Source organism: Brevundimonas vesicularis NBRC 12165, from assembly GCF_001592205.1.
GTDB lineage: Bacteria > Pseudomonadota > Alphaproteobacteria > Caulobacterales > Caulobacteraceae > Brevundimonas > Brevundimonas vesicularis.
This window is the reverse complement of the sequence record NZ_BCWM01000009.1, coordinates 68,606-86,020: the sequence shown is the minus strand read 5'-3', so window position 1 is coordinate 86,020 and position 17,415 is coordinate 68,606. Positions and strand designations below refer to the sequence as shown.

Annotated in this window: 12 protein-coding genes; 7 read left to right on the top strand and 5 right to left on the bottom strand. The window is 66.1% G+C overall.

Annotated features, from left to right (window positions below; all coding sequences use genetic code 11):
- Positions 1-107: 107 nt before the first annotated feature.
- Positions 108-1,202, bottom strand: a complete 1,095-nt coding sequence (locus BVE01S_RS17285) for an RcnB family protein (RefSeq protein ID WP_240612105.1) — start codon at positions 1,200-1,202, stop codon at positions 108-110.
- A 162-nt stretch (positions 1,203-1,364) separates the two neighbouring features.
- Positions 1,365-1,949: an RcnB family protein gene (locus BVE01S_RS08775; protein ID WP_066626598.1), complete on the bottom strand. Its 585-nt coding sequence runs from the start codon at positions 1,947-1,949 to the stop codon at positions 1,365-1,367.
- Between the two features lie 315 nt (positions 1,950-2,264).
- Between BVE01S_RS08775 and BVE01S_RS08770 the strand changes: the two genes are divergently transcribed.
- Positions 2,265-2,570: a hypothetical protein gene (locus BVE01S_RS08770; protein ID WP_066626596.1), complete on the top strand. Its 306-nt coding sequence runs from the start codon at positions 2,265-2,267 to the stop codon at positions 2,568-2,570.
- An 8-nt stretch (positions 2,571-2,578) separates the two neighbouring features.
- Here BVE01S_RS08770 and BVE01S_RS08765 read toward each other — a convergent pair whose 3' ends face one another.
- On the bottom strand, positions 2,579-3,328 hold the full coding sequence (locus BVE01S_RS08765) for a polysaccharide biosynthesis/export family protein (RefSeq protein WP_066626594.1): 750 nt from the start codon (positions 3,326-3,328) through the stop codon (positions 2,579-2,581).
- Positions 3,329-3,449: 121 nt separating this feature from the next.
- On the opposite strand from BVE01S_RS08765, the gene BVE01S_RS08760 reads away from it, so the two are divergent.
- The 4 genes from BVE01S_RS08760 (at position 3,450) to BVE01S_RS08745 (ending at position 10,546) form a co-directional block, all read left to right on the top strand.
- Positions 3,450-4,889 (top strand): GumC family protein, encoded by a 1,440-nt coding sequence (locus tag BVE01S_RS08760; RefSeq protein WP_066626592.1) that lies wholly within the window; start codon positions 3,450-3,452, stop codon positions 4,887-4,889.
- A gap of 47 nt (positions 4,890-4,936) precedes the next feature.
- A complete protein-coding gene (locus tag BVE01S_RS08755) occupies positions 4,937-5,638 on the top strand; it encodes a P-loop NTPase family protein (RefSeq protein ID WP_066626590.1) in 702 nt (233 codons plus the stop codon).
- A gap of 90 nt (positions 5,639-5,728) precedes the next feature.
- Positions 5,729-7,237: a tryptophan halogenase family protein gene (locus tag BVE01S_RS08750; RefSeq protein ID WP_084375360.1), complete on the top strand. Its 1,509-nt coding sequence runs from the start codon at positions 5,729-5,731 to the stop codon at positions 7,235-7,237.
- 225 nt (positions 7,238-7,462) lie between these two features.
- Positions 7,463-10,546 carry a TonB-dependent receptor gene (locus BVE01S_RS08745; RefSeq protein ID WP_066626588.1) on the top strand — a complete coding sequence of 1,028 codons (3,084 nt, stop codon included), beginning with the start codon at positions 7,463-7,465 and terminating at the stop codon, positions 10,544-10,546.
- A gap of 67 nt (positions 10,547-10,613) precedes the next feature.
- On the opposite strand, the gene BVE01S_RS08740 is transcribed toward BVE01S_RS08745, so the two are convergent.
- Complete coding sequence (locus BVE01S_RS08740) at positions 10,614-12,020, bottom strand: tryptophan 7-halogenase (protein WP_066626586.1); 1,407 nt, start codon at positions 12,018-12,020, stop codon at positions 10,614-10,616.
- Positions 12,017-13,543 carry a tryptophan halogenase family protein gene (locus BVE01S_RS08735; RefSeq protein ID WP_084375359.1) on the bottom strand — a complete coding sequence of 509 codons (1,527 nt, stop codon included), beginning with the start codon at positions 13,541-13,543 and terminating at the stop codon, positions 12,017-12,019. The genes BVE01S_RS08740 and BVE01S_RS08735 overlap by 4 nt, the downstream gene beginning before the upstream one ends.
- A 129-nt stretch (positions 13,544-13,672) precedes the next feature.
- Between BVE01S_RS08735 and BVE01S_RS08730 the strand changes: the two genes are divergently transcribed.
- Both BVE01S_RS08730 and BVE01S_RS08725 read left to right on the top strand, forming a co-directional pair.
- Positions 13,673-14,725 carry a LacI family DNA-binding transcriptional regulator gene (locus BVE01S_RS08730; protein WP_066626584.1) on the top strand — a complete coding sequence of 351 codons (1,053 nt, stop codon included), beginning with the start codon at positions 13,673-13,675 and terminating at the stop codon, positions 14,723-14,725.
- Between the two features lie 152 nt (positions 14,726-14,877).
- The gene (locus BVE01S_RS08725; RefSeq protein WP_066626581.1) at positions 14,878-17,403 is read left to right on the top strand and encodes a glycoside hydrolase family 3 protein; all 2,526 of its coding nucleotides are present in this window, start codon (positions 14,878-14,880) and stop codon (positions 17,401-17,403) included.
- Positions 17,404-17,415 lie beyond the last annotated feature (12 nt).

The window sequence follows — 17,415 nt, the reverse complement described above, 5'->3', positions numbered from 1 at the left end:
GCCAAGGTCGCGCGAGGGTCACGGTTCGTAGTCCTTCAGCGAAGCGGAGTAATAAAAAAGCCCGACGGCGCGGGACCGTCGGGCGAAAGTTCAAAAACGTCAGGCCGCTACCAGCGCCAGGCGTCACGAATGACGTCGATAATATAGCCGTCGTATTCGTCGATCAGGTACAGGGTGTTGTCGACGGAAACCCAGCGCGTGCCCTCGGGCGGATAGCCCAGGCCGTAGGTGCGCCAGTCGTTCAACTGATAGCGCCAGAAGGCATCCGGCAGATACTGGCCGACCGACCACGACCGACCCCAGTAGGAGCGCGGCACGCTGTAGTAGCCCCAGCCCGGCGCGAAGTAGAAGCCGACGCGCACGCCGTTGTAACCCCTGAAGCGCCGATCATTGCGCCACCAGTCCGAGCGGTGGTTGCGATAGAAATCCCGCCGCCATTGATCGCCGTTGAAGCGCTGGCGGAACTCGCGGTGCTGACGGTCGCGGTCACGACCGTTGTTCCAGCCCGAGCCCGGACGGTTGGGACGGTTCCAGCCGTTTCCGGGACGGTCGGGGCGTTGACCGCCAGCATTTGGGCGGTCGGGCCGATCGGGTCGGTTCCAGCCGCCTTCGGGGCGGTCGGGACGCTGGCCGCCAGTGTTCGGACGATCAGGTCGGTTCCAGCCGCCTTCGGGCCGGTCGGGACGCTGGCCGCCGGTGTTCGGACGATCGGGCCGGTTCCAACCGCCTTCGGGGCGGTCGGGACGCTGGCCGCCTGTGTTCGGACCATCGGGCCGGTTCCAGCCGCCTTCGGGACGATCCGGACGCTGGCTGCCGGTGTTCGGGCGATCAGGGCGGTTCCAGCCGCCTTCCGGTCGGTCGGGACGCTGGCCGGCCGTGTTGGGGCGGTCAGGCCGAGACCATCCGCCTTCGGGACGATCCGGACGTTGGCCGCCAGCATTGGGACGTTCGCCACCCGACGGGCGCTCGGGACGAGGCGTATCGTTTGCGGGGCGGCTGGGACGTTCGGGGCGAGGTTCGCGCGGTCCGTCTTCACGACCCATCTGCGGGCGCTCGGGCCGGTTCATGCCGCGCGCGCGCCCTTCGCGCTGCGGCCGTTCCTGCTGAGCCTGGTCCTGTTCCTGGGCGAGGGCTTGCATCGGGACCGCAAGCGGGCCGGCGACGGCGGCGATGGCGGTGAAAGCCATCAGGAGGCGTTTCATGGTCTTTGGTTCCTGCACGCCGGGTCTCCGGCGGCTTGAGGCGATCATCGATCCGTGGCGATGAACCCAGGCTGAACACTGTTCGCAATCAAGGGGCTGTCGGAAAAAGCAGAACCCCGCAGGCAAGACCTGCGGGGTTCGATCGTCCGGTTATGACGGGGCTTAATAGACGCCCGAGAGGACGCTGGCGATCAGACCGCTGGCCACAGCGATCAACAGGATGTCGTTGCCGGCGTGGACGTAACGATAGCCGCGCGGGGCTTCGCGAAGGCCGTAAACATAGGGGTCACGGACGTAGTAGCTGCGATACTGCGCCGGCAGATAGCCGCCGGTGCGCCAGCGATAGCCGTTGTAGCGCGGCTCGACCCGGTAGTAGCCGTAGCTGGGCGCATACCAGTAGCCCGAGCGCGGACCGTTGTAGCCACGGAAGTCCGAGCGGCCGCGCCACCAGTTGCTGTTGTTGCGGTCCCAGCGGTCGTTGCGCCAATCGCGACGGTCGTCCCGGCGTTCCGCCCAGTAATCGCGGCGGTCGTCGCGGCGGTCACGACGATAGTCCTGGCGGCTGTCATAGCGACCGTCGCGCCAATCGCGGCGATCTTCACGGCGTTCCTGGCGGAAGTCGCGTCGGTCGTCACGGCGATCCTGACGATACTCGCGGCGGTCGCGGTCCTGGGCCTGGGCGAGCATCGGCACGGCCGTGGTCGACAGGGCGAGGGCGACGACGGCGGCCTTGGTGAGGCGGTTCATCTTCGTGCTCCATTCTGGGCCGCCGACGGATGTGCCGACCCGACCCGTTAATGATGAGCAAGGTCGGATTTCGCGCCTGAATGCCCGCTGAACGATCGCGTCAGGTTTGCGGAGCGCTCGCGGGCGCGTCGGCGAGGCGTGAACAAGAGATTTATCAGAGATTTCCGAGGTCTGAATCCCGTTGGAAGTATTCATTATTGCTTTACTGAAAAGTCCGGGCAGCCCCTTTCGCCGTTAACTTTAACTTCAAACCACCGGTATTTGATGGCGTCTCAGAGGCGGGTCCAGAATGGGGCCCGATCAGGAGATACGGTGATGAACGCGCAAGAAATGGCGCACGACCTGCAGGCCAGCGACGACGGTTTGCCGCTGCCGACCCCGGACATGTCCGGCGACGACCTGTTCAAACTGGGCATGATGTATTCGGCCGGATCGGGCGGTTGCCCGATGGACCGGGTGTCGGCCCACATGATCTTCAACCTGGCGGCCATGAAGGGTTCAATCGAGGCGCGCGTCTATCGCCGCGAGATGAGCCTGGAGATGGAACGCGAGGAGATCGCCGAGGCCCAGAAGGCCGCGCGGCGCTACATTGATCAGGGCGTCGTTCAGCTGGTCGCCTAAACGACCATCTAGAACTGGGCGTAGCCGTTGCCGTTCGATCCGTTGATCGAATAGCTGAAGCCGATGGGCAGGGCGGCGCGCACCTGGGTGAAGAAGGCCGCCAGTTCGCCCAGCGTCGAACGCGGCACGAAGACGATGTCGCCACGCCGCAAGGGCACGACCTCGCCGCGACGCGGACGCAAGTCCACCACACGCATCATGCGTGATCCGCCGGGACCGCGACGGATCAGGGCCACGCTGTCCTGACGCGACGTCGCGGCGAAACCACCGGCTTGGATTACCGCCTGATAGGCGTCCAGATCGCCGATCATTTCGAAGACGCCCGGGTTGCGCACCTCGCCGTCGACCCAAACGCGGATCGGGCCGGCCTGACGTAGGGCGACCTCGACAACAGGGCGCACCAGCTGGGCCGCATAGGCCGCAGAGACGACCTGCTGAAGCTGGGGCAGGGTGCGATCCGCCGCCATGACCGATCCGATCAGGGGCAGGGCGATACGGCCGTCGGGACCGACCTTGAGCGTGCGCGTCAGCTCCGAGGCGGTCGGCGTCGCCACCTCGATCTCGTCGCCGGGATACAGCAGATATTCCGGCTCCTGGTCCGTCCAGGGGGCGAAGGGCAGGCCGGTGAGCTCGTCGTAGGGCGACCGGTCGGCGCGCCGGGGATCGGGAACGCCGCTGGCGCCGCCGCAGGCCGCCAGCGAGGCGGCGATGGAGGCTGAACCGAGGGTCAGCAGAAACAGGCGGCGATCGGTCAGCATGGGAATCGGTCGGCCTCGACGAGGGATATCAGGCAACGTCGCCGGTTATGGGTAATCATCGGTTAACGCCGGTGGGCGAAGGGTGAGGACTACACGCCTTTCAAGGGATACGGCCCGCCCGATGCGCTCCACCGCACACGTCACCACAAGGCCGCGCTACGGCGTTCTGGACGTGATCGGCCTGTTGTTCCGCGAACTGCTGCTGATGATCGTCGTCTTCTTGGTGATTCTCGGGCTGGGGTTCGCCGCCGCCATGACGCTGAAGAAGAGCTACACCGCCACCGGCTCGGTCTTCGCAGGCGTGGGTCAGGAATACGTCTATCAGCCGCGCGTCGGCACGGCCGAGCGGGGGCAGGCGCCGCAGGGTGACGAGGTCGCCAACTCCGAAGCCGCCATCCTGGGCTCCAGCGCGGTGCGCCAGAAGGTGGTCGAGGCCCTGGGCCCCGCCGCCATCCTGGGCGAGCCGCCCAAGGGCAGTCCGCAGGCCGCGCGTTCCGCCGCGCTGAAGGCCGTCGGCGGCGGCTTGGGCGTCGCCACGGCGCCGGGCAGCGCGGTCATCCACCTGACCTACAAGGCCGACGATCCCGAACGGGCGGCTCGGGTCCTGAACACAATCATCGAGCAATATCTGATCTATCGCCGCGAAGTCTTCCAGGACAAGACGCCGGCCATCGCCAGCCAGCGTATCGCCTTCGAGGATGAACTCGGCAATGCCGACCGGGCCTATGAGGCCTTCCTGGCGTCGAACGACATCGGCGACTTTACGGCGGCCAAGGCGACGCTGGCGGCGACCTATCAGACGGTCTTCACCGATCGGATGTCGACGCAAAGCCAGCTGAACCAGACCGCCCAGCGCCTGAACACCCTGGTGGCGCAGCAGGCGGGAACACCGGCTGAGGTGGCGTTGCAGCAGGATCTGAACATCTCGGCCCAGGACCAGGTGCTGCAACTACGCACCGAGCGCGAGCAGCTGTTGTCGCGCTATCAGCCCGACGCCCAGCCGGTGAAGGACATCGAGGCGCGGATCAATCAGCTGCAAGCCTATGTCGCGACCGGCACGGCCGTCGGGGCGAAGGAGGTCCGCACCGGGCCGAACCCTGTCTGGACCGAGCTGGAAACCACGCGGATCAACACCCGGGCTGAGCGCGACTCGCTGGCGGCGCGTCTAGCGGTCCTGGATCGGCAACTGGCCGACATCCGTTCGCGGCAGGCGCGGTTGACCGCGCTGGAATCCGAGAACACGACCCTGGCCGGCAATCGCGAGGTGCTGAGCGCCTCCATCCGAGAGTTCCAGCAGCGCGAGACCCAGAGCCGCGCCGACAACGCCCTGGTCGCCGCCGGCGCCGACAACGTCACCGTCATCGAACGCGCCCAGCCGCCGGCGACGGGCAAGAGCCTGAAAATCCCACTGCTGGCGGCGGTCTTTCTGTTCGCGGGTTTCACCGCCCTGTGCGTCGGGTTGTTGCGCGTGTTCACGCGTCGCGGCTTCACGACCCCGGCCTCGGTCAGCCGCACGCTGGATATGCCGGTCCTGGCCGTCGCGCCGGCCAAGGCGGCCTAGCGAAACTCGTGCTAGGCTGAGGGCTTAGGGAGCGCCTTGGCGATTCGATGGTCGACCTGACTTCAGAAATGGCGGGCCTTTGGGCGGCGCTGGGACCGGCGCCGGCGCACCGCGCGCGCGTGATCCAGTTCGCCTCCGCTGCGACCGGCGAGGGCGTCTCGACCGTGGCGCGCGAGTTCGCCCGTCTGGCGGCGGTGCGGGCGCGCAAGCCCGTCTGGCTGATCGATGGCGATCTGGCGCAACAGGGACAGTTGGAGGCGGTGTCGGCTGAGCCGGATCGTTTCGGTCAGGTCGGCAAGGCCGCGCAAGGCTCGCCCGACGGATCAAGCTTCTACGCCGTGACGCCGCGCGTGACCGGGCGCGACGGCAAGCCTGTGCCGGATTCGCGGCTGTTGACCGCGCGTTCCTGTCTGGGCGGCCGCCTGTGGGTGACGCATTTCCACATGGAAGCGCTGCGGTCCGGGCACCGGGTCGAGGCGGTCGGAGAGCCCCGCTACTGGGAGGCGCTGCGGCCCCACGCCGACACCATCGTCATCGACGCGCCCGCCGCCGACCGCAACGACATGGCGATCATCCTGGCGCCCTTCGTGGACATGACGGTCTTGGTGATCGCGGCCGAAAGCACGGCCGCCCATGCCCCGGTCATCCTGCGCGACGAGATCGAGGCGGTGGGCGGCAAGATCGCCGGCGTGGTCATGAATCGCTCGACCTACAAGGAGCCGGGGTTCCTGCGGCGACTGATGGGCTAACGACGATCCGCTTACTATCTCGCCGCCGCGTGAGAATGACGCTATCGGCGACGTTGGGTCGGAGCGCCCTGTTTTCGATGGAGATCGGCGTTGTCTGACGGCTCAATCATAAATCGCATCGTCATCGTCGGGGGCGGCACGGCGGGGTGGATGGCGGCGGCGGCGCTGGCGCATGCGCTCGAGGGCGCCGGCAAGACCGTGGCGCTAATCGAGTCCGAGGCGATCGGCATCATCGGCGTCGGCGAGGCGACGATCCCGGAGATCCTGAAGTTCAACGCGCGCCTGGGGATCGACGAGGCGGACTTCCTGCGCGAGACGAAGGCCACCTTCAAGCTGGGGATCGAGTTCGACGGCTGGCGACGCGAGGGCGAGCGCTATTTCCATCCCTTCGGCGCCTTTGGGCTGGATATGGAAGGCATCGCCTTTCATCATTTCTGGTTGAAAGCCTGCGCCGAAGGCGGGTCGGAGCCGCTGGAAACCTACTCCATGGCTTGGCAGGCCGCGCGCCGTGGCCGTTTCGTGCACCCGCAGGGTGGGCCGCAGTCGCCGTTGTCCAGCCTGGGCTACGCCTATCATTTCGATGCGGCGCTCTATGCGGGCTTCCTGCGCCGCTTTGCGGAGGGCCTGGGGGTCGTCAGGCGCGAAGGGCGGGTGGTCGAGGTCCAGCAAGCGGCGGATGGCGACATCACGGGCGTAAGGCTTAACGACGGGCGGGTCGTCGAAGGCGACTTCTTCATCGATTGCACCGGCTTCGTCGGCCTTCTGATCGAGCAGGCGTTGAAGTCAGGCTACGAGGACTGGAGCAACTGGCTTCCATGTGACAGCGCTGTCGCCGTCCCGTGCGTGCGGGAGGAGGCGTTGTCCCCTTACACGCGATCGACGGCGCGCGAAGCCGGATGGCAGTGGCGCATCCCGCTGCAACACCGGGTGGGCAACGGCTACGTCTATTCCTCGGCGCACATCTCACATCAGGAGGCCGAGGACGCGTTGATGTCGCGGTTGGAGGGCACGGCTCTGGCCGAGCCGCGTCGCCTGCGGTTCGCCACGGGCAGGCGCAAGGACTGCTGGAAGCGCAACTGCGTGGCGGTCGGACTGTCGAGCGGATTCCTCGAGCCGCTTGAATCGACCAGCATTCACCTGATCCAGAGCGCCATCACCAAGCTGATCACCCTGTTTCCGTCGCACAAGAACAGCGAGGGCCTTCGCCGTGAGTTCAATGCGCTAATGGAGGAGGAATTCTTCACGGTCCGCGACTTCCTGATACTACATTACAAGGTCAATCAGCGAGCTGGACCGTTCTGGAGCCAGGTGCGCGACATGCCGATCCCGGACCGGCTGGCGGCCAAGATCGCCCTGTTCGAGGAGACGGGTCGGATCGTCAGGCGTGACCATGACATCTTTTCCGAATCGAGCTGGCTGGCGGTCGCGGTGGGGCAGGGACTGACGCCGCACGGGCGTCACCCGATTTCCGATGTCATCAATCATGACGCCAATCTGGGCCGGCTGTCGGCGATCCGTGACAGCATCTGGCGCACGGCCGACGCCCTGCCGACGCACGAAGGCATCCTGACGACGACGATGAATCGTAAGGCGTTTTGAGGCCGAGCCTGCCGTCTGCAAGCCGTGTCAGCAGACTGGCGTCCGTCGCAATGGTGCGCGCGCACCGCTTCTGAACCCGCCGATAGAAACGCGGCAAGTTTGGCGAGAGGCGTTGACATCGCTGTCAATAGGTAGTCCAACACGCTCGCGGACGGTCGATCAAGGCTGCCGAAACGATTGCGACGGGCTGAACCGTCCTCGGGGGGATCAGAAGTGAAGTCAGAGATGTTCCAAGCCGGCTATGCGCCCGCCGCTCGCGGGCTGCGCCGTTCCGTGTCCGCCCTGGCGTTGACGGTCGCCGTAGTCGGCGCAACCGCCGCCCACGCCCAATCGACGCCGGCGCCCCAGACCACGACCCCCGCCACGGACGATGCGGCGCAGGTCGACGACGTCGTCGTCACCGGCATCCGCGCGCGGATCGCATCCTCGCAGGCGATCAAGCGCGACTCCGACACCTTCGTCGATGCCGTGACCGCCGACGACATCGGCGCCCTGCCGGACAAGTCGGTCAACGAGGTGCTGCAGCGCATCCCCGGCGTGAATATCAACCGCTTCCAGGGGCCGACCGACCCCGACCACTTCTCGGTCGAAGGTTCCAACGTCATCATTCGCGGCCTGTCCTACGTCCGCTCGGAGTTCAACGGCCGCGACGCCTTCAGCGTGAACACGGGTCGCGCCCTGGGCTTCAACGACGTGTCGCCGGAACTGCTGTCGAGCGTGCAGGTGTTCAAGAATGCGACGGCCGACAGGATCGAAGGCGGCATCGCCGGGGTCGTCGATCTGCGCACCCGCAAGGCGTTCGACAGCCGCAAGTTCGTCTTCGGCGCGACGGTCGAAGGCTCTTATGGCGACCTGCGCGAAAAGGCCGGGCTAGGCTATTCGGCCTTGGTCAGCAACGTCTGGGACACCCAGCACGGTTCGTTCGGCGCCCTGCTGAGCTATGGCGAATCCGACCTCTATTCCGAAGCCTACGGCTCTCACCTGACCGACTTCGTTTATCGTCCCGACCTGTCGAACGGCGAGGACCGCCGCTATGTCCCGCGCGGCGGCGCCGTGCGGACCCAGCAGTTCGACCGCTCGCGCTCGACCCTGGACGGTTCGCTGCAATGGGAATCGAACGACGGCCGCGCCAAACTGACTGGCGAGTACATCCGGGCGGATTCGCGTTCCGGCTGGACCGAGCGTGTGATCGAGGTTGACCTGGGCAGCGGCGGCGATCCGACCCCCACCGCCGGCAATCCCTTCACCTATGGCTCCGACGGCGTCTTCACCAGCGGGCTTCTGGTCAACAACGCCCCGAACCTGCAAGTCGCGCCCAAGCGCGAGCGCGATCTCCAGACCCTGACGGAAGACTTCTCGCTGGCGGCGGAGTTCCACCCCACCGACCGTTTGTCGATCTGGCTGGACGCCCAGTACAGCAAGGCCTCGGCCGACGACGTGGACATGAGCATCTACGGCGCGATCACGCCGGTCTACACCCTGATCGGAGAAGGCCGTCACGGCGTGCCGGACATTCAGTTCGTCGACGCCTCGGGCCAGCCCTCGGCCCTGACCAACGATCCGGCCAACTTCTACTACCGCGCCGCCATGGATCACGTCGAACAATCCGAGGGCGACCAGAAGGCGTTCAAGGCCGACCTGAAATACGACTTCGACAACTCCTTCCTGCGCGCTATCCGCATGGGGGCCCGCTATTCGGATCGCGAGCAGACGCGCCGCTACAGCGCCTATAACTGGGGTGCGATTTCGGAAAGCTGGGCCGGCGGCGTTTCGCCCTTCCAGACCACCGGACCGCTGGCGGTCGCTCAATACGACTTCCCCAACTTCCAGCGCGGGCACAACCCGACGCCGATGAACAGCTATTATCCGACCGTCGGTCTGGCCTCGGCTTATCGCGATGGAACGTTGCAGGCGGCTTTGGCGGGCGTTCGCAGCCCGGGCGCCACGTGGAAGCCGTTGGATCAACGTGACGGTGTGGTTTCCGGTACGCCATTCTTGCCAGGCGAGACGAACATTTCGTCGGAACAGACGACATCCGCCTATGTTCGGTTCGACTTCGGTCGCGACGACATCTTTGGCGCAGACACGGCGCTTTCGGGTAATATCGGCCTCCGCTACGCCAAGACGGATTTCCAGACGCAGGGCTTCATTACGACCCCGAAATTGGGCGAGCAGTTCGGTGACGCCGACAGGAATGACCCGAGATTCCCAGGTCAGGGTATTCCTGTCACTCAAGCCAATGCAGCCGCCATTGCGCGTTATCGCTGCGGGCTGATTCAGCCTGGCCAGTCCGGGCCGGGCTATTGCCTGCTCTCCGACGCCCGGTTGAACGACCTGATCGCCTTCAGCGACGGTAGCACCCAGCCTGTGGAGCGGACCAACAGCTATGACGACTGGTTGCCCAGCCTGAACGTCAACCTGAAGTACAAGGAATGGGTCTTCCGCGGCGCCGTTTCGCGGGCCATGACCCGTCCAGACTTCGGCGTGACCGCCTTCTCGGCGGGCCTGTTCTACACCGACATGAATCAAATCCGGGCGAACGGCGGGGACGTCAATACGGCGCCCCTGCTCACCACCAACGGCGGGGGTTCGTTGCTCACGGGTGTTCGCGCTTGGAACTATGACCTCGGCGTGGAGTGGTATTTCAAGCCGGGCAGCTCGCTGACCTTCAACGCCTTCTACAAGGATCTGACGGACATCCTGGCTAGCGGCTCGTTCGTGCAGCCGTTCAGCAACGCGCAGGGCGTCTCGACGGACGTTCTGGTCAACCAGCAGGTCAATATCGGTTCCGGCTGGATCAAGGGCTTCGAGGTTGGCTATCAGCAGACCTACAGCTTCCTGCCGGGTCTGCTAAGCGGCTTGGGGATCGAGGCGAACTACACCTTCGTCGAGCCTTCGACCTTCCCCAACGCGGTGTCCGAGCCTCGCTATGCCGGGCTGGAGCTGCCGCTGCAGCAGCTGTCGGAGCACACCTACAACTTCTCGGTCTTCTACGAGCGGGATCGTCTGTCGGCGCGTCTGGCCTACAACTGGCGAAACGGCTTCCTGCTGACGCCGCGCGACGACGTGAACCCGTATTCGCCGATCTTCAACGACTCGACGGGTCAGCTTGATGGTTCGATCTTCTACACCCTGAGCGACAACTGGAAGATCGGTCTGTATGGCGCCAACCTGCTGGACGAGGTCACCGTCACGCAGCAACAGACGTCCTACAACCTGAACGGCGCGAACCAGGCGGGCCCGCTTGCTCCGCGCTCCTACTTCCGCAGCGACCGTCGCGTGACGCTGAGCCTGCGCTACACCTTCTGAGTCTTCTTCTCTGAGCGAAGACTTGGGGCGTCGATCATTTATCGACGCCCCTTTTTTTCGTTCTGGATCAGCCGCCTTCGCGCAGCCGTTCGATGAACTGAGAATGGGCGGGCAGAGCGGCCAAGGTCTGGTCAAAAGCCATGACCATTCGCCCCAACGAAGCCGTTGCGCCCTTGATGTCCAGACGGTCGGCCTGGATGTCATAACGGCGCGGCATCAGGCCAAGGCCGGCCATCAGCAGGGTCGAGTGCTGCGCGTCATAGGGATCGCCGTCCAGGCCGACGCCGGCGTTGCGAGACGTAAACTGAGCGATGCGACGCGCCAGGTCGTCGCCAGCCGGGGCCAGTCGATGGCCTTGCGAGCCGCACAGAAGGATCAGATGAAGTCGGTCCGCGCGGTGCGTGATGTCGCGAACCACCGCCTCATTATAGGCCTCGGCGCAGGCTGAAATCTGCTCGGACGCGCCCGGCAGCGATGCCACCAGTTGTGTCAGCTGTCGCTCCAGCGCGGCGCTATCCAGGCCCAAGGCGTCGCCAAAGCGCGCCGCCGCCGGACCAAGAGCAAGACGACGGCCGCTCCAGGGATGCGTATCCAGGCCGGGTGCGAGGGCGACGTCCAATAGGGCGGCGACGTCAATGTCGCCCAGCCAAGCCGCCAGCGCCGCCTTCGCAAGGTCAGCGGTCGTGCGAACTGCGGCATAGGCCAGGCTGGCGAAGCCGCCACTGGGCAGGGGGCTACGGCTCGCGAGCCCTTCTTCCAGGTTGGCCATATCCAGACGCGGCGCGTGATCGCCACCCGCGTAGCGCACGGTCAGACAGCGGTCGTAGCCCAGGCGCGCGCTCCAGTCGCCGTTGCCGTCAAACGCTTCGGGCGCTCGCGTGTCCAAGGTCATGAAGGGCGCGATCTCGCGGGCGTCGTTCACACCTTCTCGCACGCCGGCGCGCAGGGCGGTGTCCCGCAGTCGCGCCGTCAGAACGCGCGCGTCCAGCATCAGTCTGGGACGAAGAAGTGAGCGCGGCGACCGCCGATCCGGGCTGGGATGGGCGTAACGACCGGCCGCCATCACACGCGCCTGAAACTGCAGCGGCGCCAGAAGCGCGGCGTAGTCGGGCGCGTCGGGAGATTGACGGGCGGCGCGCAGCACGACGTCCGCCAACGCGACCCCATCGATCCCAGGCAGGGGCTCCTGCTCGACGACGGCGATGTCTCGCCCGTCGCGCCAGTTTCGCAGCAGCGAGCCGAGGAAGAAGCCGCCGTTGCCCTGAGCCAACAGGTCGGCGCCGTCCGACAACTGGACGAGCACGCCGTCCGGATCAGCGATCACGACCTCGGGCTCTTCACCAAGCGCGGGAGGAGCGGCGGCTTCGATCAGGACCGAATGACCAGATGGCAGGTGGCGGGCTAGCAGCGCAGCCGCCGCCCACGCCGCCAAGCCGCCACCCTGAATGACCCATATCTTTTCGGTCACGGTCATTGAAGGCCACCTGCGCGCTGGGCCGCTTGGCGGATGAAGGTCATGTGATCGGGCGTCCGATCGACGGTCGATCGGACGGCGTCACGCAGGGCTGCCAGCTTGTCGGACAGGACGTGCGGCTCCAGCCGGTCGACGCGCGGATCCCAGCCGTTCGGAACGATGTTCTGCCCCACCAGTACGGCGAGCCAGCTGGGCGGCAGGAAGACGCCGATGTCGTAGTCGGGCAGCAGGCCGCGCGACTTAAAGGCCTCGACCTTCGCCGACAGACTGTCCGGCCAGGCCATGTTTCGCATCTCGCGCCAGAACGGCTCGTCACGCTGGTTGGCGACATAGTGCAGGACGAGGAAGTCACGAATCCGATCGAACTCTAGCGCCATGATCCGATTGTATTCCTCGGCGTCCGCCGCCATCCCGACCCTGTCGGGAAACAGATCCAGCAAGGTCGTGATCCCCAACTGGATCAGGTAGATGCTGGTGGACTCCAGCGGCTCAAGGAAGCCGCCGGACAGACCGATCGCGACGACGTTTCGGCTCCACAGTTTGTGCCGACGCCCCGTCTTGAAACTCAACCGACGCGGCTCGGCCAGCGCTGGACCTTCCAGATTGGACATCAGGATTGTCACGGCGTCCTCATCCGAAATATGGGCCGATGAGAAGACGTGGCCGTTCCCAGTGCGGTGTTGCAGCGGAATGCGCCATTGCCAGCCTGCCGCACGGGCCGTCGCGCGGGTATAGGGGCCGACCGGCGCCGTCGTCTGGCACGGCACGGCGAAGGCGCTGTCGCAGGGCAGCCAATGGCTCCAGTCCTCGAACGTCGTCTCCAGCGCCTGATTGATCAGCCGTCCGCGAAAGCCCGAGCAATCGACGAACAGATCGCCCGAGATGCGGCGCCCGTCCGACAGGACGATGGCATCGACATCGCCCGTCGCGCCATTCAGGACATGATCGACAACTTTCCCTTCGGTGCGGACCACGCCGCGTCCGCACGACACCTGGCGCAGGAAAGCGGCGTAGAGACTCGCGTCGAACTGAAAGGCGTAGCTGAAGGTGGACAGCATCGAGCCGGGATCTGAAACCGGCCGCTGGAAGCGGTTCGCCTCGGCCGCCCTGACCGGATAACTGTAATCGCTGATGTCGGCTGCGTCGCCCATGGCGCGGCGTGCGGCCCAAACATGGTGGAAATCGATTCCCTCGATAGGTTCGCCATAGGCGCCGAAGGGATGGATATAGCTGTCGCCGGGTCGCCCCCAGTCCACGAACTGGATGCCCAGTTTGAACGTCGCCTGGGTCTGGTCGATCAACGTCTGTTCATCGATACCCATGGCCGTGTTGAAGGCGCGGATGTGGGGCAGGGTAGCCTCGCCCACGCCGACGATGCCGATCTCGTCGGACTCGACCAGTTCGATCGAGACGGCGCTGCCCGCCAGACGATGAGACAGGGCGGCGGCCGTCATCCAGCCGGCCGTCCCGCCGCCCAGTATGACGATTTTTCGGATTGGACCGGCATCGTTTTGGGTCATCATGTCGACTGTCTAGCAGACCATTTTTCGGCATGACAGCGATGGACAAGCCTGACCATAAGCTGTGTCAGCATCGCCTTTTCGAACGGGGATGTTAGAAGCGATCTGAGCGACGTTCAGGGGGGGCGGATTTTGGCGACGGTGACGATCTATGACGTGGCCGCGAAGGCGGGTGTGTCCATCAAGTCCGTGTCGCGCGTGCTCAACAACGAGCCGAACGTCAGCCCCACGCTGCGAACCAAGGTGGAGGAGGCGGCTGCGTCTCTGGGGTATCGACGCAGCCTGTCGGCGCGCAGTCTGGCGGGGGCGTCGTCGTCCCTGATCGCGGTCCTGGTTGACGCGGATCTGACCATCGAACACTGGAAGAGCGGGCGCGGAAGCGACTATCTGGGGCGTCTGGAGTTCGGCGCCCTGATGGAGGCGCGCCAGGTCGACTATCATCTGATGATCGAGCTGGTGGACCATAACTCGCCTGATCTCGAACGCGATCTGATGGCGCTGTTGAACTCCATCCGGCCCGAGGGCGTCATTCTGACCCCGCCGAACTCGGACAATACGGTGGTGATGGATGCCCTCGACGCGGCCGGTACGCCCTATGCCCGCATCGGACCGGAAGCGGCGTTTGATCGGGGCTTCTGCATCGAGATGGACGAACGGCGCGCCGCATTGGAGATGACACGTCATCTTATCGACCTCGGGCACACGCGGATCGCCTTCGTCACCGGGCCTGTCGCCTATGGCGCCAGCCGGCGCCGTCTGGCCGGTTACAGGGACGCCATGGCCGAGGCTGGCCTGGATGTGGCGCCGGCTTGGGTGGTGGAGGGCGACTTCACCTTCAACTCCGGGGCGCTGGCGATGGAGAAACTGCACGAGACCTCGCCCGACATCACTGCGATCTTCGCCAGTAACGACGATACGGCCCTTGGCGTCCTGCAATGTGCGGCGAGGCTGGGGCTGTCGGTGCCCGGCGACCTGTCGGTGGCCGGTTTCGACGATTCGCCCGGCGCGGGTTTCAGCACGCCGGATTTAAGCACCATCCGTCAGCCGGTAGCGGAGATGGCTGCCGCCGCCGCGCAACGCCTCATTCCGCCTCTTCGTCGTCTCTTGGACGGCGACGCCGCCGTGCGTGTCATCGTTCCGCATGATCTGATCGCGCGCCAGTCCACGGCTCGCATCAAGCATTGAAAGGCAAGCTCAGGCAGCTGTTGACAGCGCTGTCAGACGTTTGGCACAGTGGGTTTCGTCCGGGGCTGTTTCGGACATCCATATCGGCCTGAAGGCGCGTCTCCGGGGTTGGCTTGGGCGGCGTGGCGGCCGCAACGATCAGGTCTCCCTCCATGCGCATGGCCGCCACCGCCCTGGTGATCACCCTCATGTCGAGCGCCTGCGCCATCGACCCCGGCATGGCTCGGGCCGTTCCCGTTCAGGCCGTGACGCCCCAGGCCTCAATCGTAACCGACGCGGCCCGCGCCCATCCAGCGCTTTGGCCCCATGCGGCCTCACCGGCGGCGATGACCGATGCGGCGACGGAAGCCTTCGTCACCGACCTGATGAGCCGGATGACGCTGGAGGAGAAGGTCGGCCAGACGATCCAGGCCGACATCGGCTCGATCAAGCCTGACGACCTGCTGACGTATCCGCTGGGCTCGATCCTGGCGGGCGGCAACTCGTCGCCCGGCGGCGACGAGCGCGCGTCGGCACAGAAATGGGTCGAACTGGCCCGGGCCTTCCGCGCGGCGGCGGCCCAGCGTCCGGGCGCCAGGATCCCGCTGATTTACGGCATCGACGCCGTGCACGGTCACAACAACATCGTCGGCGCCACCATCTTTCCGCACAACATCGGCCTGGGCGCCGCTCGAGATCCCGATCTGATCCGCCGCATCGGCGAAGCGACGGCGCTGGAAGTCGCTGTGACCGGCGCCGACTGGACCTTTGGCCCGACCCTGGCCGTACCGCAGGACGACCGTTGGGGCCGGACGTATGAAGGCTATGCCGAGAACCCGGAAGTGGCGCAGAGCTACGCCGGCCCGATGACCCTTGGCCTTCAGGGGACGCTGTCGGCCGACCATCCGCTGGCGGCCGGCCACATCGCCGGCTCGGCCAAACACTTCCTGGCCGACGGCGGCACCACCGGCGGCAAAGACCAGGGTGACTTCGCCGGGTCCGAACAGGAGTTGATCCGCACCCATCTGTCCGGCTATCCCCAGGCCATCGACGCCGGCGTGCTGTCGATCATGGCCAGCTTCTCCAGCTGGAACGGCGTCAAACACTCGGGCAACGAGACCATTCTGACCGACGTGCTGCGCGGCCCGCTGGGCTTCGACGGCTTCGTGGTGTCGGATTGGAACGCCCATGGCCAACTGCCGGGCTGTTCGAACGAAAGCTGCGCCCTGGCCTTCAACGCCGGCATCGACATGTTCATGGCGCCGGACAGCTGGAAGCCGCTCTTCGCCTCGACCCTGGCCCAGGTGAAGTCGGGTGAAATCCCGATGGCGCGCCTGGACGAGGCGGTGCGCCGCATCTTGCGCGTCAAGGTCAAGACCGGCCTGTTCAACGACAGCCGACCGGTCGAAGGGCATCTGAACGAGCTGGGTTCGCCCGCCCACCGCGCCCTCGCGCGCGAGGCGGTGCGCAAGTCGCTGGTGCTGCTGAAGAATGAGGGCTCGGTCCTGCCGATCCGCTCGGGCGCGCGGGTGCTGGTCGCCGGTCACGCTGACGACATCGGCCAGGCCTCGGGCGGCTGGACCCTGACATGGCAGGGCACGGGCAACTCGAACGCCGACTTCCCCAACGGCCAGTCGATCTGGGGCGGCATCAAGGAGGCGGTCGCCGCCGGCGGCGGCCAAGCGACGCTCAGCGCCGACGGGGCCTTCACCCAGAAGCCCGACGTGGCCATCGTCGTCTTCGGCGAAACCCCGTACGCCGAGTTCCAGGGCGATGTGGACACGCTGGACTTCCTGCCGACCGGCCCGCTGGAGACGCTGAAGCGTCTGAAGGCGGCGGGCATTCCGACGGTGTCAGTCTTCCTGTCCGGCCGTCCGATGTGGACCAATCCCGAGATCAACCAATCCGACGCCTTCGTCGCCGCCTGGCTGCCGGGTACGGAAGGCGGCGGGATCGCCGATGTGCTGATCGGCGATGCGGCGGGCAAGCCGCGCAACGACTTCACAGGAACCCTGTCCTTCAGCTGGCCCAAGACCGCCAAGGGCGAACCCCTGAACGTCGGCCAGCCCGGCTATTACCCGCAGTTCGCCTATGGCTACGGCCTGACCTATGCGCGCAACGCCCGCGTCGGCCTGCTGTCGGAAGACAGCGGCGTCGCCAACGCGGGCGGCAGCCTGGATCGCTATTTCGTCGACGGTCGCTTCGTCGCCCCGTGGTCGCTGATGCTGCGCGATGCGGGAGGAGACTTCCGCATCGGCGCTGAAAAGAGCGGCGCCAGCCCGCGCGGCGGCGTGTCGGCACGCGCCACCGACGGCGCAGGCCAGGAGTCGGCGCGCGCCCTGACCTTCTCGCAGGGCGGCGGCCAAGCGATGATCGTGGCGCAGCCGGTGGATCTGACGCGCCAGTCGAACGGCGAGATGGCCATCGCCTTCCGCTACCGCGTGGACGCCCGTGCCGAGCGGCCCGTCTTCCTGACCCTGGGCGCCGGTTCGGTCGACATCTCCGGCCTGATCGGCGCAGCCCCCGTCGGCGAATGGCGCACGTTGAAGGTGCGCCTGTCGTGCCTGCGTGACCGTGGCGCCGACATCGCCGCCGTCGACCAACCCTGGGGCCTGCGCACCAACGCCGACTTCGCGGTCACGGTCGAGGATATCCGCCTGGCGTCGAACGAGGGCGACGCCGTCTGTCCGACGCAGTAGGCTGGCGCTCGC